Source organism: Pseudomonas paraveronii (assembly GCF_963681955.1).
GTDB lineage: Bacteria > Pseudomonadota > Gammaproteobacteria > Pseudomonadales > Pseudomonadaceae > Aquipseudomonas > Aquipseudomonas paraveronii.
Map to the genome: position 1 here is coordinate 4,157,717 of NZ_OY817130.1, position 17,933 is coordinate 4,175,649.

Sequence of the window (17,933 nt, forward strand, 5' to 3'; positions counted from 1 at the left end):
GCGGCGTTTGCTTGCACGCTCAACCTGCGCTGACTACCATGCCGGCGTCCTAACTTTCCTCTGAAGCGCTCAATGTCCAGCCTAACTAAGATGCTGTCGATGCTCGACTTTTTCTCGATCGACAAGGCCACCTGGTCGCCCGAGGATTTGATCGCCGAAACCGGCCTGTCCCGGCCGACGGGCTACCGCTACCTCAAGGAACTGTGCGACTCAGGCCTTCTTCGACGCGCGGAGAACGGTTATTCGCTGGGGCCGCGAATCATCGAGATGGACTACTATATCCGTCAAAGCGACAGGCTGTTGATCGCCTGCCAACCGGTGATGAGCCGATTGGCGCAGGAGACCGGTTGCAACATTTTGCTCGCCAGCATCTATGGCGTGCGCATTCTTGCCGTTCACCAGGAGCAGGGAGAACTGGCGTGCCCCGTCGCATACGGGCGGGGCCGCCCCATGCCTCTCTTTCGCGGCGGCGGGTCGAAAGTCATCCTCGCTGCGCTCTCGCCTGCCAGGCATAAGCGACTCTATGAAAGCTACGCGGCAGAAATCGCCGAGGCGGGCCTTGGTGACACATGGAAAGCGTTCCGCGCCCAAATGCTCAAGATTCAGCACGAGGGGCATGTGATCTCGGTCGGCCAACTGGATCCCGACGCCGCCGGCGCCGCCGTTCCGCTGTACACAGGCACATCGCTGGAACCGGCGGCGTTGATTCTGGTGACGACCCGCTCGCGCTTCGCCCTCACCGATCAAGCCAGATTGATCGAGTTGATGAAGAACAGCGCCCGACAGATTGAACTTGCATCGTCACGCGACAGCGCAGCAGGCCTCGTGAGCCCGCATCACCCCGTGCAATAAACAGGCGCTGACGAATACCGATACTCCAGACAACTGCACCCCTATGTTCGGCGCTTTGCCGACCAAACAGAGGCTTCTCATGAGTCAGATTCGAGTTCCCGTTGTCACGCCAGGTACAAGGCCCGAGCTCGCCGAGCTTGAGGACAGAATCAAAAAGCAACGTGGCGGCAATATCTCCTTGCTCTACCAGGTACTGCTCAATAGCGCCCCGATTGCCAGCGGCTGGGAACAAATGCTGTCGGCGGTACGTAATCACAGCTCGATCCCGGCAGACTTGCGCGAGCTCGCGATTCTGCGAGTCGCTGTGCTTAACCGAGCCACCTATGAATTCGAGGCACACGTGCCGCATGCCCTCAGCGCTGGCGTGTGTGAGCAAGCCATCGAAAGCCTGCGCACCCCCGATATGTTCGACGCGAAGCTGTTCAACGAACAGCAGGCCCTCGTGCTCGAACTCACGGACAGGATGACGCAAGAAGTGGCCGTGCCGGATGCATTGATGGCGTGCATGAACGCGCGGTTCAACCCACAGGAAGTCGTGGAATTGGTCGCGACGATTGCCGCCTACAACATGGTCTCCCGATTCCTCGTGGCACTTGCGATTGCCCATTGATCTGCTTGCGGCGAAAGTGATTTCGCCGCTCACTGGCAGGGTGATGAGGGGGGGACGTCTCGCGATGTTTTTTGGGCGGGGTTGCAGGTCGCCTGCACTGAGTGTGCAAGCGCCCGGGCCCACTCACTCCTCTGGCCGGTGTGCCGCGACCGGGTGGTACTTGCGAGCGTAATAAGCCAGACCCGAGTGGACTTCCGGCTCTACCCGCACCGACACTATGCCGCACAGGAAAATGCTGTGAGTGCCAGCCTCGATGGTCTGGACGATGCGCGCATCGAAGTTGACCAACGCGTTCTCCAGCGCGGGGGCGCCCGTTTCCAGCACGCTCCAGCGGTCGATTTGGAAGCGCTCGTGCACCGTCGCCGCGCCTGAAAAAGTCCTGGAGATGGTCTCCTGGTCGGCTGTGAGCACATTGACGCACAGGACCCCATTGCCACTGAAAACGTTGTGCTGCCGACTGTTGCGGTTCATGCACACCAGCAGCATCGGTGGGTCGTCCGTCACGCTGCAGACAGCGGATGCCGTGAAACCGCCCTGGCCTGCGGGACCATCCGTGGTAATGACGGTGACTGCGCCGATGAGGCGAGACATGCCGTCACGAAAGCTGAGTGGATCAATCATTTGGAGCCCCGCAATGCTGGATAGGAACACAGGAAAGGTTCGTTATTGAAAACGTAACGATCCGTATCGAACGGCGCTTTCGCCCTGGCTGGAACATCCTCACGCGAAAAGAAGATCACACCACTGTCATCCTCCACCGAAAGGCCTGCGGCAAAAAAAGAAAGCGGCTCATCGTTGAACAGCGCCTGTGGCGCTTTACCGCCCAGACGCAATGTCAGTGTGGCGACTGCGCGCGCGATCCAGACACCGAACCTCTGCGGACCTCCAACGTCAACACTCAGGAGCTTCATCGTCTCGTCTCTCTCTTATTAGGGTTTCAGCAATAGCGGCGATGCAACGCATCGGCCAAGCCCTCTCGGGCAAAATCAGACTAGTGCCCACGCGACCCACCAAACAAGCACGCCACCTGTTCTGTCCGTTCTGTGTATCAAGCCCCAGTCCGGCACGTTGATCGGCAACCGTCGATTTCAACCGCTCGAATCAATCGCCACCCCGTTAGCCCCCCCTGATACACACACCGGACAGAACAGGTGGCGTGCTTGTTCGCCGCTTCAGCGCGGGACTAGTCTTCATCGACCCGGGCAAGGCCTGCCTGATGCGCTGCATCACGTGCCTCTGGCCCAAGGGACGATTGCCGACACCCTGATAGAGAGAAGAGACGATGAAGCTCCTGAGTTTTGAAGTTGATGGTTCACCGAAATTCGGTGCCTGGGTCAACGGCGGGGTCGTCGATTTGACGCAACGCCTGGCCGGTAAATTTCCTGATCTGTTGAGCGTGCTGCAAGCGGGCGCGCTCCCCAACGTTGCCGAGGCTCTGGAGGGCGCTGAACCCGACTTCACCCTTGAGCAAATCACGTTTCTGCCGGTAATTCCCTCGCCGCCAAAAATCATCTGCATTGGCGTCAACTATGAAGAACACCGCTCTGAGATCGGCCGTGAGCCTACGCTCAAACCGCCGGTTTTCGGGCGTTTCAGCAACTCGCAAGTGGGCCACCTGGGCGTGATTCCGCTGCCGCCAGAATCGGTGAAGCTCGACTATGAGGGTGAAATCGCGGTCATTATCGGCAAGGCCGGACGCCGTATTTCTTCCGCTCAAGTCTGGGAGCACATCGCCGGTTACGCGCCCTACAACGACGCTTCGGTTCGCGATTGGCAAGGCCATACCCATCAGTGGACGCCCGGGAAAAACTTTTTGCATACCGGCGGGTTCGGGCCTTGGATGAGCACGGCTGACGAATTCGGCAGCGATCCCGAGCTGCATCTGAGCACCCGCTTGAACGGCCTGGAAGTGCAGCGCGCCACCAGTCGGCAAATGATCTTTTCGATTGCTGAACTCGTGACCTATTGCTCCACATTCACCCAACTCGAACCAGGCGATGTGATCGTTACCGGCACCCCCGGCGGCGTAGGCGCACGTCGCAACCCGCAACTGTTCATGAAGGACGGTGACGTGGTCGAAGTGGAAATCGCGGAAATCGGCGTGCTGCGCAATGTGATTGCAAATGAAGCGTAAGCACCGCTCATCCCAACCTAAACCAATGAAGGATTAGACATCATGGCAATCGGAATTCTGGGTGCAGGAAAAATGGCACAAATGCTTGTCCCCAAACTCGTGTCGGGCGGGCATCACGTCCTCATCAGTAACTCAAGGGGCCCCGAGTCCCTGCAGCCGCTGATCCAGCAATTGGGGAGTGGCGTGAGCGCGGCGACGCCGGAGCAGATGCTTGCTGAGGCCGATGTGGTGATTCTGGCCACGCCTTGGGAAAAAACCCCTGCCGCCATCGCCGCCGCGGGCTCCTGGGTTGGAAAGGTGGTGATCGATGCGACCAACAACCGTCGCGGCCCACGCCCTGAAGACCTGATTGATATCGGCGGCAAAGGCTCCAGTGAAGTCGTCGCACAGATGATTCCGGGGGCTCATGTGGTGAAAACCTTCAACTACGAGCCGATTCCGGTGTTTGCCGCAGGCTTGCCCGCAGAAGGCGACAGCGGTGCAATCTTCTTCTCCGGCGATGATTCCCAGGCCAAGGCCTCAGTCGCTCAGTTGATTCGCGATCTGGGGGGCGAGCCGATAGATGCGGGCTCGCTGGTTGAAGGCGGAAAATTGCACGGCATGGGCGGCCCGTTGTCGCTCAAGTTGAAATTGCTTTCGCCCAAGGAAGCGAAGGCACTGCTGAGTACGCTTCGTTAGATTCAACAGCGATAAGCCCGCCTGATCGCGGTGCGCAAACGAGATGAGTGAACCGGTTCGCGAAAGCGGATACTGGCCACGGATTTGCCTGCCGAAAATCTCACCGTCTCCGCCGCGCCATCGCTACCTGGCGGGTGGCAGCCAGTGTCTCTTCACCTCGGCGGTATGCAGCAAGGGCGCACGGCTTGCGTTTGTTCGGCGATATTTCTTGCGTTGCCGTCTCACCCAAGAACTCACTCGGCCCACGCCGAGTGATTGGACAGACCTCAGTTCTGATTGGCAGATCCTCATGACAACAATAAAAACAAACACATATTTGCACTCGCGTTGGGTTGTACTGGGCGCACTCGCGTTCATGATGTGCGTCAGCATGGCGCTGCCCATCTACGGCGGCAGCGTGCTCGGCACCTATATGACTGCAGAGCTCCACTGGGAACGCAGCACCCTGGGACTACTGATCGCTGCCAACATGGCCGCCAATGGCCTGTGTGCGCCACTGGTCGCCGCACTGACAACGAAAATCGGCGTGCGCGGGTGCCTGATCATCGGCTGTATCCTCATGGCGGCAGCCTCGATTGCGCTGGCAACCTGGGTCACCGCGCCGTGGCAAGCGGCGGTGACGTTCGGGGCGATTGGCGTGGCTGCAACATTCGCCAGTATCATCCCCTGTCAAACGGCCGTCACCGCCTGGTTCGGCCACCGGCGCCCGTTTGCGTTGTCATTGCTCTATGCGGCCATGGGCATCGGCGGTTTCATCTTCGTGTGGTTGATGACGTGGGCAATCCAGGGCTCGACAATCGGCTACCGAATGGGCTGCTGGGTGTTCTTCGGTTTTTCGGTTATCGGCCTGGTGGTCACCCTGCTGTTGGTCCGCAACAAGCCCGACGCCGATCAATTCAACGCATGGGAGCTTGCTGACAGCCACCGACTGGCCGCACGACCGTTCGCTCCGCCCCCCGCGCCGCTCAACCTTGATCAGGGGCTGCGCAAAGTACTTTGCTCACCGGCCTTGTGGGCGATCTACTTCAGCATGTTTGCGACAACCTGCGGCTCGGCGTTCGTCATTGCACATGCGCAGGCACATTTGCGCGATATCGGGCACTCACCGGTGCTGGCTGCCGCGACCATTTCGATCATTTCCGCAGCCATGGTCGTCGGCAACTTTGGTATCGGCTCGGTGGCGCAACGTCTTGGCCCACGCCGCGCCTACTTCGGTGCCCTGGTGTTGTTTGGGGTCGGCCTTTTCACATTGATCTACGCGACCGGCTCAGTCGGTCTGTACGGCTACGCGATCCTGTACGGGCTTGGTTTCGGCGCCGCACAGGTCGGTCCCATGGTGCTGCTGAGCGGTTACTGGGGTGTCCAGGTGTTCCCGATGCTGACCGCGCTCGGGCTGCTGATCCAGACCGCCGGCGCCGCCGTCAGCCCTATCGCGGCGGGCGTGTATTTCGACAGCTCCGGTCGCTACCAGCCGGTCATCCTCGTGATTGTGATCATGACGGTGGTCGCGATGGTCTTGCTCCGCGTGATCGGCCCGCCGAAGGCCAGTGGCGTGCAAGGATGGGGCCTGCCCTCCTCCCCTGAGCGCATGGAACACTCCTCCAAGCCAAACGCCTGAAACCCAAAAAAAGGCGGGGAGCATCAAGCTCCCCGCCTTTTTTTTCAAACCGCTCGGTGCGTGACCTACCACTCGATACCCGCGGTTTCGAGGTTATGTTCTATCTCCGCCTTGGCCTCACGCAATACCGGTAGGCAGCGCGCGATGGCAGCATCCGGACTGATCAGCGTAGAAGGCCACACAGTGCTGATGCAGCCGAACACCCGGCCCTGGCACAACACCGCCAGCGCAATGCTGTTGCATCGCTTGTAGGGAACATCATCGGACGTACAATAGCCCTTCACCTGGACCGAGCGGATCATATGAACGATGCGGTGTGAGTCACGGGCTGCCTGGTCTTCCGGCGCCTGGGATTTGCGCAGATGCGCGAGAATTTCACGGCGCTGCTCGTCACGGGCGAACGCCAGGTAAGCCCAACCCAGCGGGGTGGACAACAGCGGAATCCGCCTGCCGACCGCACTCAATCCAATCGACTGCGGGGTGAAGCGATCGGTGCTCTCACGCACGACGATGCCATCGTCCTCGAACGTCGACACTGCGCTGGGCCACTTCAGTTGTTGTCGACGCCCAAAAAGCACCGGCGTGGCCACCGAGACGAACACCGATTCACAGGTCATCCCACCGCTCAGACGACGAACCGCGATGGTCAGGTGATAGGTATTTTCATCGGGGTTCACTCGCTCGACAAAACCACCTTGAGAAAGCGTTTCAATGATTCGATAGACAGTTGGCAAGGGTAACTTCAGCGCCTTGGCGATATTTTGCGCCGAGGCGGACCGTACTTTATTGAGATACCCCAGAACGTCCAGGCCACGATCAAGGGTTCGCAGTCGCGTTATCATTCGGCCACTCCAATCAGGTTACACAGATCAACCTACGCTCACCCATCGTGCCTCGCAAGCCCACCCGATGCGTGAGCAAAGGCTCTATCGGGTCGCAGGAAGGAGGCGCAGGATTGCGCGGCAAAACAGGGGGGCTACGGCTAGCGTTCGAGATCCAGCACCAATCGATCTTCGACCCAACGCACCGGCACAGGCTCCAAGCGCGCGCCCTTGCACGGCCCATCGATGCAATGCCCGTCTTCAAAACGGAACATCGCGCTGTGGTGAGCGCACATCAGGATCTTGCCGCGATAGGTGCAGAACGCTTGCGGACGATAATCCAGAGGCACAGAAAAATGCGGGCATCGGTTGACGTACACCCGCACCTGTTCGCCTTGGCGCACCGCCACCAGCCCGCCGGGGTGCAGTTGCTGCTGTTCGGGCAGCCCCAGGGCACCGCCATCGGCAATATCATCCAATCGGCACAACGTAATGACGTTCACGATCAGCCGCGCAATTGTGGGTTGCCAAGGCTCCAGTGCCACGGCCGGATCTGAATCGTGGCAAACAGCCCGGCCCGGACATAGGGGTCTTCCTGGATGAACGCCTCGACCTCCGGCAAACTGCCCGCCTCGATCACCAGCAAGGTGCCATTCATCGCCTCCCCCGCATCATCGAGCGTCGGACCGCCAAGCCAGACAATCACCCGATGCATCTCGGTAGCGCGCAAGTGAGCCTGGTGACTGGGGCGCAAGCGCTGGCGCAAGGCCAGTGAGTCCGGACGGTCCGTTGCGAATACCGCAAAAAAATGCCCCATGATTCACTCGGCCTCCATGACGAACTCGTAACACGCCCGCTTGAACGGCAATTCGAGGCCAAGGCTCTCGGATAAGTCGTCGTGAGTGACGCGGTGTTCATAGATCACTTGCAACGACTGTTTGACGCCAAATACCGCATCGGAGTCCAGGTAAGGATCATCGTGATTGAACAGGTGGGTGACCAGTTTGCGATAGCCTGGTCTTTGGATCATGAAATGCAGGTGTGCGGGCCGCCAGGGATGCCGATTGGCGGTATTGAGCATGCGCCCCACCGGACCGTCGGTGGGGATGGGGTAGCACACCGGGACAATCGTGCGAATCGCAAAATAGCCGTCGGCATCGGTGCGATAGCGACCGCGCAAGTTGCCGAACGGCTGCGTGCTGTCCTGACCCGAATACATGCCGTTTTCAGCGGTCTGCCAGACATCCAGCACAGCGCCCGCCAGTGCGTCGCCGTGGGTATTGACCACACGTCCACGCACCAGGGCAGCCTCACCTGCGGTGAACGCCATGTTTTCGCCATACTCGCGATCCGGCATCCCTTCGATATAGAACGGACCGAACACCGTGGTCTCGGTGGCGTTTGCACTGTGTCGATGATTGATTGCATCGACCAGCATCGACACACCCAAGGTGTCCGACAGCAGAATGAATTCCTGGCGCACCAGGCCATCGCAGGTCTGGCCGGTTTCGGTCAAAAAGCGAATGCCCTCAAACCACTCCTGCTCGGTCAGCTCGACGTCGCTGACAAAGGCGTGCAGATGACGCACCAGGCTTTGCATGATCTGCTTGTAACGCGCATCGGGAGCGCCGTTGAAGCTGTTCACCGTCTGTTCGGAGATCAGTGACTCTATAACGTTGTCTTGATCGGTCATTATTGTTATTCCGACGAGGATAGACACACCGAAGGATCAGGCCGGCGCGAGGCCATGCATGGCGCGGGTCAACAGCGCTTCGATCGGGCCTTGTTCAAAGGGCCGCGGGTTGTAATACGGGCTGGCACAGGCAATTTTCGCCGCCTCGGCCGCCCCATTTTCAGGCAGCCCGATGTCGGCCAGCGCCAACGGAATACCCAGCTTCTGGTTCAGTGCATACAACAAGGCGCCCACCTCGTTCGCTTCGCTGCCACCGAGCGCGCGGGCAGCGCGTTGCAAAGGGCCGGCCGCCGCTTCGCGATTGTAGTGCGCGGCGTGCGGCAGCACGATCGCATGGGCCTGGGCGTGCGGCAGGTTGAACGTTCCGCCCAAGGTGTGGCAAAGCTTGTGGTGCAGGGCCATGCCCACCGATCCGAGGCAAATCCCCGCCAGCCACGCGCCATACTGCGCCTGGCTGCGGGCTTGCGGATCGTTTGGATCATTGACCACACCCGGCAGCGCCAGCGCCAGCGCGCGAATCGACTCCTCGGCCATCAACCCGATGATCGGATTGGCGTCCTCGGCATACAGCGCTTCAATCGCGTGCGCCATGGCATTCATCCCCGAGCAGGCGGAGATCTGCGCTGGCAAGGTCAGCGTCAGTTGCGGGTCGTAGATCACGGTCTTGGGCAAAACCCTCGGATCGCGCCCGGTTTTCTTCAGGCGGTTTTCCGTGAGCCCGTAGATCGGGGTCATTTCCGAACCGGCATAGGTGGTCGGAACCGCCACGATCGGCAGGCCCGAATCCATCGCAATCGCCTTGCCCAGGCCTATCGTCGAACCGCCGCCCACGGCCACACAGCAATCGGCATCAAGCCGAGCCGCTTCGATACGCGCCGCTTGCGCCACCTCCAGCGGCACATGCATCACGGCTTGGGGATAGACGCCCGCCGCACGGTCGCCGAGCAAGGCCGCGACCTGTTCACCCAATGCCTGTTGCTCAGGCGTGGTGAGAATCAGCGCGCGCCTGGCGCCGAGGCGTTCGATCTCATCGGCCAGCGCCGAGAGCTTGCCCCAGCCAAAGACCACGCGGGTAGGCAAACTTTGGTACACAAAAGGATTCATGGCAGGCCTCAACGTTTGAAGTGCGGAGCAATTTTGGCGTCGACATTGACCCATACCGAGCGAGCTTCGGTGTAGTCATGGATCGCCTCGAACCCCATCTCACGGCCATAACCAGACTGCCCAACGCCACCAAACGGGCTGCCGGGGCTGACGCGTTTGTAGCAGTTGACCCAGCACATTCCCGCATGAATGGCGTTGGCCATTTTGTGCGCGCGGGTCAGGTTCTGCGTCCACAGGCCACTGCCCAGCCCGTACTGCGTGCTGTTGGCGATGGCCAGGGCTTCTTCGTCGGTACTGAATCGCACCACGGTGACGAATGGACCAAAGACTTCTTCCTGGCACACACGATCCTCGGGCGAGGCTTCGACAATCGTCGGCTCAACATAAAAGCCACCTGCCAATGCCTGATCGTCCGGCGCCTTGCCCCCAGCGAGAACCCGGCCGCCCTGCTCGATGGCGATATCGATATAGGCCAGCACACGGTCGCGGTGCAGCGCCGAGGTCAACGGCCCCATTTCGGTCTCGGGATCCATCGGGTCGCCAAGGCGTATAGACTTGGCTAACGCGACAAACCGTTCGAGGAAGCGCTCAGCAATGTCTTTATGCAGGATCAAACGCGACCCCGCGATGCAGGCCTGGCCCTGATTGTGAAAGATCGCCCACGCCGCGCCGTTGACGGCCGCTTCAAGATTGGCGTCCTCAAACACGATGTTCGCGCCCTTCCCGCCCAGTTCCAACTGAATGCGCTTGAGGTTGCCGGTCGAGGCTTCAACAATCCGGCGACCGGTCGCCGTCGAGCCGGTGAAGGCGATCTTGCCGACGTCAGGATGCTCGGCCAGCGCCTGCCCCGCGGTATGCCCATAACCCGGCACCACGTTGACCACGCCTTTGGGGATGCCAACTTCGGTCATCAACTCGACAATGCGCAAGGTCGACAGCGGCGTGATTTCCGACGGTTTGATCACGATGGTGTTACCTGCGGCCAGCGCCGGGCCCATTTTCCAACTGGTGAACATCAGCGGAAAATTCCACGGCACGATTTGCCCGACCACACCGATCGGCTTGCGCTGCACGTAATTGAGAAACCCGGCTTCGACCGGAATCACCGACCCTTCGATCTTGTCCGCCATGCCGCCGAAATACCGGAAACAAGCGGCCGTGCGTGGAACGTCGAGGCCGCGGGAGTCACGAATCGGGTGGCCGGTATTGAGGGATTCAAGCTGCGCCAGTTCTTCGCTGCAGGCTTCGATTCTGTCTGCCAACTTCAGCAACAAGCGCCCGCGTTCGGCGGCGCCAAGGCCGGACCAGGCAGGAAAAGCGCGTTTGGCGGCGGCGACAGCAAGGTCGATGTCAGCCGCTTCGGCGGCGGCAACTCGAGTGATCAACGAACCGTCATGGGGTGAAATGACGTCAATCGTGCCGCCCGCGACCGCATCAACAAATCGTCCATCTATATACAGCTGATTTTGCATAATATTTTCCTCGCACCGCGCCAATGGCGCAGTGTCTGACGATTTGATCCGGATACATCGCCCGGCGAGCGCCGGGCCGAAGAAGGGGCTTAGAACGCGATCGGATAAGGCGTGAGTTCGCCGCTTTCATAACGTTGCGGCAGGTTCGGCGTGGCGTTTTCCCACACCAGCAGCATCGAGCGCTTGGTCGAATAGCCTTGGTGGCGAATGTCCGCCGGCATGGCGCAGATGTCGCCAGCACGCATGGTGATGCGCGCGCGTGGACTGCCGTCATCCTTGTCGCCAACATCCCAGAGGATTTCATCGGACAGTTGCAGGAACCACTCGACCCGGTCATTGCCGTGGAACACCGGCAGAATGAATTCTTCGGTGGTCGGGCAGAACAGGCTGGCCTTGCACACCGAGGTGACCGACGGGTTCCACGTCACGTCAGAGCGCGACAAGTATTTGAACAGGCTGAAGGCATGCAGCTCACCTTCAAAGCCTTCGGCGGCGTGTACTTCCGGTTCGCCTTGAGAAACATCGGTGAACTGGCGATTGACCGGCAGATCGTCACGCAACGGCGAATCATCCGCCAGGCCAGGCATGCGTTTGGTGGCAATGCGGAAGCGCTCAATGGCTTCGATGTTACTGCCGTTTTTGCGGCCGAACGCCGTGCCGGTCTCTTCCGGCGCCGCGAACGGGTCGAAGGTGGCGTTGGTCCAGTCGCGCAAGATGGCTTTAAACGTGGCCATGATCAGCGGTGTTTCAAAGTTTTCGGTGTAGTTGACGCCTGCGGCTTTCAACGTGCCGTTGAAGGTGCCGGCATACAGGTCGACCTTGCCGTAGTAATTGCGCGTGCCGATCACGTGGTCGAAGTTGACCCAACCGTAGAAAAAGCCCCAGGCCACGTCGCGCATCATCGCACGCAGAAAGGCATCGATCGGAATCAGGTGCGAACGCGTCTGACCTTTGGCGGGCCAGGTGATACGGGCAAAATACTCGTCGCGCGATAGCTCGAAAGCGCCGAGCTTGAAAGCACAGTAGCCGGTGACGGCATGGGGCAGGCTGACCTGGACTTCATCCTCGGCAAAAATGGCGTTATCGACAGCGTTTTCAAGCATGGCCATGACAGGATTCCTCAAGTTTTTCTGATTATTCTGAGTGGAAAACGGCGGTGATCACTTGAAGCAGATGTCTGCCCACTTCTCGACCGACAGCGGGCCTTTAATGGTCTGCTGCAATAACACGCCAGGACGGCTGGATTCGAAGCGATAGGCGGTGCCGTGCGGCAACAGGCATTGATGGCCGCGCTTGAGCAGCACGTAGCCCATCGGCTTGCCTGCGGGGATTTCGCCCGCCAACCGTGTGCCCTCGCCGTCGCTCAAAGGCGTATCGAGCTTGAGGAAATCCACGCGTACTTCGCCGTCCATGACGATAGCGAACTCATCGTGCGCCGCCGTGTACCAAGGCGACTGACCTTCCGCGCGCAGGGTTTCAATGACGTAGCCCAGGTTGAGGCCGACGACGACTTTTTCGTAGGGAAGGGATTTTTCCGCGACCTCGAAGACATTTGAAAAGGCGTAATGGCTGGCCTGGCCGCTGATGATTTCAACCGACCCTTTGCTGTAGTTGTCCAGCGAGCCGAAGACCGTTTCGATTGCAGCGCTGCTCATGGTTTTTCACCGTTTTGTTGTTGTAGTAACAGTGGCCCCACAGTACGTCGTGCTTTCTTCAGGAACAATGAGAGTGCTGGCGACAACAGTGTTTGCAAAACGCAAACAATACGCTGGCAACGCCCTGATCAGCGGATCCAGCCGCGCTCCAGCAAGGGCTTATCCCAACATGGCTCATCGCCAAAACTTTCCACAAGAAAATCAATCAGGGTGCGTACTTTCAAGGCCCGCCGCTGGGTTGCGGGGTACACCGCAGAAAAGCTGAAGGAGGACAGCGCATACTCAGGCAGGACAGGAATCAGCCGGCCGCTGAGCAGATCATCACTGGCGACCAGGGTCGGCAGGCAGACAATGCAGACCCCGGTCGACGCGTAGTCGCGCAGTAGATGCACCGAGTTTGATCGTACATGCCCTGGCAGGCTCAGCTCGACCTGCTCGTCTGCCCCAGTGAAGACCCAACGGTTACGCGAGGGATAGCCTTCGTACAACGCAATCTTGTGTTGCAACAGTTCCTGCGGGTGCGTGGGCATGCCGAACTCGGCGGCATAATCGGGGGACATGCAGAACAACCGACGCACACTGAACAACCGGCGCTCGATCAGGGTCTCGGCCAGTGGCGGGAACATCTGGAACGCCACATCAAAGCCTTCTTCGATAGGGTCCACCACCCGATCATTGACGATAACGTCGACCTCAATGTCCGGATAAAGCCGTGTGAATTCAGCCAGCATCCTGCCGAAGTGGCCGATGGCAAAACCCGGCAGCATCTGCACGCGCAATTTACCGGTGGGTTTGGCGCGCAGCTCGCGCATATGCTCAGTCAGCGAGTTGAAACTCGCGACCATGTCTGCGCACTCCTTGTAGTACGTCTCCCCCACCTCGGATAGCCGCACATGACGAGTGCTACGGTGGAACAGCGGCGCGTTGATGAACTGTTCCAGTTGTTGAATGCGGTGAGTGATTACCGAGCGGGTGACGCCCAATTGCTGAGCCGCCTTGGCGAAGTTTCCAGTCTCGGCAACGCGGACAAAGGCTTCGACACTGAGTAAACGATCCATGGGGGCAGGCTCTCTGGAGTTTATGTTCTTATAGGAACAGCAGGTTAGCCTGTCGGCAGTTGGCTCTCCACAACCGTGATTACAAAGCAGGATTTAACAACCCAAGCGATAAAGGAAATCGACAGTGAGTATCAAACCTGGCCCTAAAAGAACAAACAAGGATGGCAGCCCGGACAAGAGGCAGAGAGTCACGCCCGAAAAGCAGAAGGATCATCCAGGCCTGAAACCCCATAAGCATAAAAGGGGGGAAAAAGAATCGAAAAGCAGCTCCCGAGAGCTGCTTTTTTATTTGCGTAGGAATATGCCTGTCATACCGGACTCAATTACAGCGTATTCATGGGGCATTCCTCATACTTTCGCCAGGCGATAGCGAGTCGTAGCCGGCCGAATCGGGGCGAGTTCTAAACGATTTTTTTGTCAGTGGCCGCGGGACGCTGCTTTGACGACCTGGGTAAGTTGATGGGTGCCACTGTACGAACACGAGCACGCGGGGAGAATCGCTGCCCTGTGCAAGGCTTCATAGCGCATTCGGCAGCGCTGGTAGTGGCCGGCACGCACAACACGGTCTTACCTGATGCACAGGACGTGTTTAGGGCGCGAGTATTTCATGCAGAAACTCTATGAATACATTGATGCGGCTGGAACCACGGTGGTTGGGCAGATACAGCGCATTGATGCAGGTGCTTGCACTGCCTGGGTTGACTTCATATTGCTCCAGCACCCGCGTCAGCCGACCTGCGCTGACATCCTCACGTACCAGCCAATCGGCCAATAGCGTCACCCCGCCACCGGCCAAGGCAGCCTCGCGCAGAATGTCGGCATTGTTGCTTTGCAGCCGTCCCTGCACATTCAAGCGGATGACGTCCTCATCGCCCTGGAATGTCCAGTTGTGGTGGCCCATGTGGTAATCGAAACGCAAACACTGGTGCTCCAGCAAGTCGCGAGGGTGTAGGGGCAGTCCGGTTCGTGTCAGGTATTCGGGACTCGCCACAACCCAACGCTGGAAATCGCCCAGCCGCTTGCTGACGATGTCATCACTGACAACCGATGAACCGAGACGTACTGACACATCGATTTGTTCGCTGAGCAGGTCACTGACCTCGTCACTCAGCGAGAGACTGATTTCCAGACCGGGATGGCGTTCAAGCAACCGCCCCAAGTGCGGGGCGATGATTCGCCGGCCGAATTCCACCGGGACACTGACCCGCAAACGCCCCTGCGCTTCGCTGCCACGGTCGGCAACGACGGCATCCGCTTCATCGATGGCCTCAAGGATCGCCACGGCTTTATCGAAATAGTGCTGCCCCGCCACCGTGACGCTCGTATTGCGCGTGGTGCGGTTGAGCAGGCTGGCGCCCAACTCACTTTCCAGCCCTGCGACCTGCCGCGTCACAGACGACGTGGAGATGCCGAGCTTACGCGCCGCAGATGAGTAACCCCCACAGCGCACCGTTTCGACAAACATTTTCAGCGCCAGCAACTTGTCCATGAACGGATTCCGAGATCGAAAGGTAAAGGTAGCGACTGTGCATGACCAGGCAATGGGAATCTTGCATGGCTGTGCTCAATGGCCTGATTGATTAAAGAGGCTTGCGATCTTCCAATTGATCGAATGATAATCAAAATTCACCAAATGATCGATTGATTAATTAATAGAGCGGCATCTCGGAGCAGGTACATGCCACGACGGGCACGTGTCTGGAACGATGCTGCGTCGACGGTCCATCGCCAACACCCACAACGTTTTGTGGTGCTGGCCACGTTGCCGATGCTAGAGGCTGACGACGCCATTGCCGAGTTGGAACGCGCTGCCGAATTGCCTGGCGTTCGTGGGGTGTACATGGGCACCAACATCAACGGCCAGGCGCTCGCCAATAAGTCCGATGTGAACAGCTACATCAGGCTTGGGCGATACCCATAATCCGATTGCCCATACTCACCCCCCAATCGGCCATGCGCTTGCCTTCTGCAAGTTGTTGTTGCTGCCAGGCTAGCAGGGCTTTATCAATGTCGCCGACGTCGTCGATTGCTTGAGCCAGAGACAGTGCATTGCGGGCTGCCTTGGCCGTGCTTCCGGCGGTATGAGGACGCGGCACAAAAGCAGCGTCGCCAGTCAACAGCACACGGCCAAACACCATTTGCGGGACGTCGAGATCAAGGATCGCCTGCACAAAAATATCCTTGGTCTGGCGAATCAGTTCCCGAAAAGCCGGATTCGCCTGCCGCTCACCCATTTCCCGTATATATGCATCCTGCCCGGTGGCCAAAGCCCCGGGTGGAATGGAGTGAGTACGCCGATGGCCATTGCTGTCAGTGAGCACAGCGTCCAATTCCGACCCTTGTGCAGCTTTCAAATACCACAGCCAATTGAACCGTCGCTCGCCCGGATTAACGGAGCCATTCACGCTCGGCACCATGTATTCCAGCATCAGCGATTCAGGGTCTTGTTGAAAAACAAAGTCCTCGTAAAGCTGCATTTTGGCGAAGTCTGGAAGTTGCTCTTCATCGACCAGCCCGCGCCACACCACATACCCCGAATAGCTAGGTACTGTTCCAGGCAACACCACGCTTCGCACGGTTGAACCCGCGCCATCAGCGCCAATCAGCAGGTCTGCCTCGGCAGTGCTGCCGTCGGCAAAAATCGCAGTCACTCGGTGTTCATTCTGAGTCAGATCCACCAGCGTCTTGCCACGGTGATAATGCTCAGCAGCAAATGCAGAAAATAGTGAGCTGTACAGTGTGTTCCAGGACGTCTGAGTTTGCGGCATCGGCTCTTTATGCACGACGCTGCCAGCTCGATCCAGATAGAGACGATCATGGGACCGGACGCCGAGCGCTCCTGCCGGATGAATGTCCGCATAACGAAAATGGTGCAGGACATCCGCTTGCAGAACGATGCCCCCGCCACGACTATCCATCGCCGCAGGGGATCGCTCGTAAATATCGACCTGCCAACCAATCGCGCGTAACGCCGTGGCGGCGAACAGCCCTCCCAGGGATCCTCCAATGACCAAGGCCTTCGGAACGCCTGAACTCTTCATTACCTTTCTCCTCATTGCAGGGTGATTCCCCCAGCTCCGGTTTACCGTTGCGTTATGCCAACACCGGATAGTCGATGTACCCCTTGGCGTCGCCGCCAAAAAAGCTGTTGCCGTCAGCCACGTTGAGTTCGTTGCGATCGCGCAAGCGAGCCGGTAAGTCGGGGTTGGCAATGAACGGGCGACCAAACGCAATGAGGTCCGCACGGCCCTGCGCAATGGCCTGTTCGGCCGTTTCGCCGGAGTAGCCACCCGCCAACATCAGAACGCCGTGGAAGTCCGCACGCAGTTGCTTGATGATCGCGTCCCAGCGTGGATCGTTACTTTCATCGAGCACTGTGCCGACCATCATCGGTTCTACCAGGTGCAGGTAAGCGAGATTCCAGTGATTGAGCCGGGATGCGATGTAGCCAAAGGTATGTTCCGGGGTGTCATCGCCCATTCCCATGAAACGTCCCATCGGTGTCAGGCGGACAGCAACGCGTTCGGCACCTACTTCCGCGGTCACGGCTTCCACGACTTCAAGCAGCAACCGCCCACGGTTTTCGATACTTCCCCCGTAGCGATCACTTCGCTGATTGCTGGCGCTGTTGATGAATTGGTCGAGCAGGTAGCCATTGCCCGCGTGAATTTCCACACCGTCCATACCGGCCAGAATCGCGTTGCGAGCGGCCTTGCGGAAGTCGGCAACGATCGCTTCGATCCCCGGAATGTCCAGCGCCTGAGGAACAGGTACATCACCCCAGACACCCTCGCCTTGTTCATTAAGGATGAAGGTTTTGCCGGGTACAGGCTGCGCGGTCGGCGCCACCGGCAAGCCGCCGTTGGGCTGGAATACCGGGTGCGACACTCGCCCCACATGCCAGAGCTGCAGGAAAATGCGCCCGCCTTCAGCGTGCACGGCCTCGCTGACAGCTCGCCACCCCTGAATCTGCTCGTCGCTATGGATGCCGGGCGTCCAGGCGTAACCCTGGCCTTGCTGCGAAATCTGCGTAGCCTCGGTAATGATCAATGCGGCACTGGCACGTTGACGGTAGTACTCAACGTTCATCGGTGTCGGTACGTTGCCCGGTTGCCCCGCTCGCGAGCGAGTCAGAGGCGCCATAGCGACGCGGTGCTTGAGGGTGAGTTGGCCGAGTTTGATCGGGCTGAACAAGTGATGAGTCATGATGAATTCCTGAATGAATAGGGATTGAACAA

General features: G+C 59.1%; 20 protein-coding genes. 6 read left to right on the top strand and 14 right to left on the bottom strand.

Annotated elements, in window-relative coordinates:
- Positions 1 to 72: 72 nt before the first annotated feature.
- Together U5A08_RS19020 and U5A08_RS19025 are read left to right on the top strand one after the other, a co-directional pair.
- Positions 73 to 852 carry an IclR family transcriptional regulator gene (locus U5A08_RS19020; RefSeq protein ID WP_253397223.1) on the top strand — a complete coding sequence of 260 codons (780 nt, stop codon included), beginning with the start codon at positions 73 to 75 and terminating at the stop codon, positions 850 to 852.
- Between the two features lie 79 nt (positions 853 to 931).
- Positions 932 to 1,462 carry a carboxymuconolactone decarboxylase family protein gene (locus tag U5A08_RS19025; protein ID WP_321848012.1) on the top strand — a complete coding sequence of 177 codons (531 nt, stop codon included), beginning with the start codon at positions 932 to 934 and terminating at the stop codon, positions 1,460 to 1,462.
- Between the two features lie 123 nt (positions 1,463 to 1,585).
- On the opposite strand, the gene U5A08_RS19030 is transcribed toward U5A08_RS19025, so the two are convergent.
- Entirely contained in the window at positions 1,586 to 2,083 is a 498-nt protein-coding gene (locus U5A08_RS19030; protein ID WP_169881644.1) for a flavin reductase, read from the bottom strand.
- Positions 2,080 to 2,373, bottom strand: a complete 294-nt coding sequence (locus U5A08_RS19035) for a hypothetical protein (protein ID WP_321848016.1) — start codon at positions 2,371 to 2,373, stop codon at positions 2,080 to 2,082. Before U5A08_RS19035 ends, U5A08_RS19030 begins: the two co-directional genes overlap by 4 nt.
- Positions 2,374 to 2,744: 371 nt before the next feature.
- On the opposite strand from U5A08_RS19035, the gene U5A08_RS19040 reads away from it, so the two are divergent.
- The 3 genes from U5A08_RS19040 to U5A08_RS19050 all read left to right on the top strand — a co-directional run bounded on the left by U5A08_RS19040 (position 2,745) and on the right by U5A08_RS19050 (position 5,892).
- Positions 2,745 to 3,596: a fumarylacetoacetate hydrolase family protein gene (locus U5A08_RS19040; RefSeq protein WP_169881646.1), complete on the top strand. Its 852-nt coding sequence runs from the start codon at positions 2,745 to 2,747 to the stop codon at positions 3,594 to 3,596.
- 42 nt (positions 3,597 to 3,638) lie between these two features.
- A complete protein-coding gene (locus U5A08_RS19045; protein WP_253397226.1) occupies positions 3,639 to 4,274 on the top strand; it encodes an NADPH-dependent F420 reductase in 636 nt (211 codons plus the stop codon).
- 355 nt (positions 4,275 to 4,629) lie between these two features.
- Positions 4,630 to 5,892 (top strand): MFS transporter, encoded by a 1,263-nt coding sequence (locus U5A08_RS19050; RefSeq protein ID WP_341850605.1) that lies wholly within the window; start codon positions 4,630 to 4,632, stop codon positions 5,890 to 5,892.
- A 65-nt stretch (positions 5,893 to 5,957) separates the two neighbouring features.
- Here the strand turns inward: U5A08_RS19050 and U5A08_RS19055 are convergent, their stop codons facing one another.
- From U5A08_RS19055 to U5A08_RS19100, 10 genes are all read right to left on the bottom strand, one after another.
- Positions 5,958 to 6,734, bottom strand: coding sequence for a helix-turn-helix domain-containing protein (locus tag U5A08_RS19055; RefSeq protein ID WP_169881649.1), 777 nt, complete (start codon positions 6,732 to 6,734; stop codon positions 5,958 to 5,960).
- Positions 6,735 to 6,874: 140 nt separating this feature from the next.
- The gene (locus tag U5A08_RS19060; protein ID WP_253397229.1) at positions 6,875 to 7,216 is read right to left on the bottom strand and encodes a Rieske (2Fe-2S) protein; all 342 of its coding nucleotides are present in this window, start codon (positions 7,214 to 7,216) and stop codon (positions 6,875 to 6,877) included.
- A gap of 2 nt (positions 7,217 to 7,218) precedes the next feature.
- Positions 7,219 to 7,530, bottom strand: a complete 312-nt coding sequence (locus tag U5A08_RS19065) for a YciI family protein (protein ID WP_253397231.1) — start codon at positions 7,528 to 7,530, stop codon at positions 7,219 to 7,221.
- Between the two features lie 3 nt (positions 7,531 to 7,533).
- Positions 7,534 to 8,406, bottom strand: coding sequence for a dioxygenase family protein (locus U5A08_RS19070; RefSeq protein ID WP_253397233.1), 873 nt, complete (start codon positions 8,404 to 8,406; stop codon positions 7,534 to 7,536).
- Between the two features lie 36 nt (positions 8,407 to 8,442).
- A complete protein-coding gene (locus tag U5A08_RS19075) occupies positions 8,443 to 9,510 on the bottom strand; it encodes a maleylacetate reductase (RefSeq protein ID WP_232565888.1) in 1,068 nt (355 codons plus the stop codon).
- Between the two features lie 8 nt (positions 9,511 to 9,518).
- The gene (locus U5A08_RS19080; RefSeq protein WP_169881654.1) at positions 9,519 to 10,982 is read right to left on the bottom strand and encodes an aldehyde dehydrogenase family protein; all 1,464 of its coding nucleotides are present in this window, start codon (positions 10,980 to 10,982) and stop codon (positions 9,519 to 9,521) included.
- A gap of 89 nt (positions 10,983 to 11,071) precedes the next feature.
- Positions 11,072 to 12,091 (bottom strand): hydroxyquinol 1,2-dioxygenase, encoded by a 1,020-nt coding sequence (locus U5A08_RS19085; protein ID WP_253397238.1) that lies wholly within the window; start codon positions 12,089 to 12,091, stop codon positions 11,072 to 11,074.
- A 51-nt stretch (positions 12,092 to 12,142) separates the two neighbouring features.
- Positions 12,143 to 12,637, bottom strand: coding sequence for a cupin domain-containing protein (locus tag U5A08_RS19090; protein ID WP_253397240.1), 495 nt, complete (start codon positions 12,635 to 12,637; stop codon positions 12,143 to 12,145).
- Positions 12,638 to 12,765: 128 nt separating this feature from the next.
- Positions 12,766 to 13,695, bottom strand: a complete 930-nt coding sequence (locus U5A08_RS19095) for a LysR family transcriptional regulator (protein WP_253397242.1) — start codon at positions 13,693 to 13,695, stop codon at positions 12,766 to 12,768.
- Positions 13,696 to 14,284: 589 nt separating this feature from the next.
- Complete coding sequence (locus U5A08_RS19100) at positions 14,285 to 15,184, bottom strand: LysR family transcriptional regulator (RefSeq protein WP_321848027.1); 900 nt, start codon at positions 15,182 to 15,184, stop codon at positions 14,285 to 14,287.
- 189 nt (positions 15,185 to 15,373) lie between these two features.
- Between U5A08_RS19100 and U5A08_RS19105 the strand changes: the two genes are divergently transcribed.
- On the top strand, positions 15,374 to 15,616 hold the full coding sequence (locus tag U5A08_RS19105) for an amidohydrolase family protein (protein ID WP_253397247.1): 243 nt from the start codon (positions 15,374 to 15,376) through the stop codon (positions 15,614 to 15,616).
- On the opposite strand, the gene U5A08_RS19110 is transcribed toward U5A08_RS19105, so the two are convergent.
- Positions 15,594 to 16,736 (bottom strand): FAD binding domain-containing protein, encoded by a 1,143-nt coding sequence (locus U5A08_RS19110; protein ID WP_321848029.1) that lies wholly within the window; start codon positions 16,734 to 16,736, stop codon positions 15,594 to 15,596. The two genes, U5A08_RS19105 and U5A08_RS19110, sit on opposite strands and share 23 nt — an antisense overlap.
- A gap of 52 nt (positions 16,737 to 16,788) precedes the next feature.
- Entirely contained in the window at positions 16,789 to 17,901 is a 1,113-nt protein-coding gene (locus tag U5A08_RS19115) for an alkene reductase (protein ID WP_321848031.1), read from the bottom strand.
- Between the last annotated feature and the right edge of the window lie 32 nt (positions 17,902 to 17,933).

Bases quoted from the DNA above. Each gene is read 5' to 3' on its own strand.
- U5A08_RS19020 (WP_253397223.1), top strand. From the start codon at position 73: ATGTCCAGCCTAACTAAGATGCTGTCGATGCTCGACTTTTTCTCGATC.
- U5A08_RS19025 (WP_321848012.1), top strand. From the start codon at position 932: ATGAGTCAGATTCGAGTTCCCGTTGTCACGCCAGGTACAAGGCCCGAG.
- U5A08_RS19030 (WP_169881644.1), bottom strand. From the start codon at position 2,083: ATGATTGATCCACTCAGCTTTCGTGACGGCATGTCTCGCCTCATCGGC.
- U5A08_RS19035 (WP_321848016.1), bottom strand. From the start codon at position 2,373: ATGAAGCTCCTGAGTGTTGACGTTGGAGGTCCGCAGAGGTTCGGTGTC.
- U5A08_RS19040 (WP_169881646.1), top strand. From the start codon at position 2,745: ATGAAGCTCCTGAGTTTTGAAGTTGATGGTTCACCGAAATTCGGTGCC.
- U5A08_RS19045 (WP_253397226.1), top strand. From the start codon at position 3,639: ATGGCAATCGGAATTCTGGGTGCAGGAAAAATGGCACAAATGCTTGTC.
- U5A08_RS19050 (WP_341850605.1), top strand. From the start codon at position 4,630: ATGATGTGCGTCAGCATGGCGCTGCCCATCTACGGCGGCAGCGTGCTC.
- U5A08_RS19055 (WP_169881649.1), bottom strand. From the start codon at position 6,734: ATGATAACGCGACTGCGAACCCTTGATCGTGGCCTGGACGTTCTGGGG.
- U5A08_RS19065 (WP_253397231.1), bottom strand. From the start codon at position 7,530: ATGGGGCATTTTTTTGCGGTATTCGCAACGGACCGTCCGGACTCACTG.
- U5A08_RS19070 (WP_253397233.1), bottom strand. From the start codon at position 8,406: ATGACCGATCAAGACAACGTTATAGAGTCACTGATCTCCGAACAGACG.
- U5A08_RS19075 (WP_232565888.1), bottom strand. From the start codon at position 9,510: ATGAATCCTTTTGTGTACCAAAGTTTGCCTACCCGCGTGGTCTTTGGC.
- U5A08_RS19080 (WP_169881654.1), bottom strand. From the start codon at position 10,982: ATGCAAAATCAGCTGTATATAGATGGACGATTTGTTGATGCGGTCGCG.
- U5A08_RS19085 (WP_253397238.1), bottom strand. From the start codon at position 12,091: ATGGCCATGCTTGAAAACGCTGTCGATAACGCCATTTTTGCCGAGGAT.
- U5A08_RS19090 (WP_253397240.1), bottom strand. From the start codon at position 12,637: ATGAGCAGCGCTGCAATCGAAACGGTCTTCGGCTCGCTGGACAACTAC.
- U5A08_RS19095 (WP_253397242.1), bottom strand. From the start codon at position 13,695: ATGGATCGTTTACTCAGTGTCGAAGCCTTTGTCCGCGTTGCCGAGACT.
- U5A08_RS19100 (WP_321848027.1), bottom strand. From the start codon at position 15,184: ATGGACAAGTTGCTGGCGCTGAAAATGTTTGTCGAAACGGTGCGCTGT.
- U5A08_RS19105 (WP_253397247.1), top strand. From the start codon at position 15,374: ATGCCACGACGGGCACGTGTCTGGAACGATGCTGCGTCGACGGTCCAT.
- U5A08_RS19110 (WP_321848029.1), bottom strand. From the start codon at position 16,736: ATGAAGAGTTCAGGCGTTCCGAAGGCCTTGGTCATTGGAGGATCCCTG.
- U5A08_RS19115 (WP_321848031.1), bottom strand. From the start codon at position 17,901: ATGACTCATCACTTGTTCAGCCCGATCAAACTCGGCCAACTCACCCTC.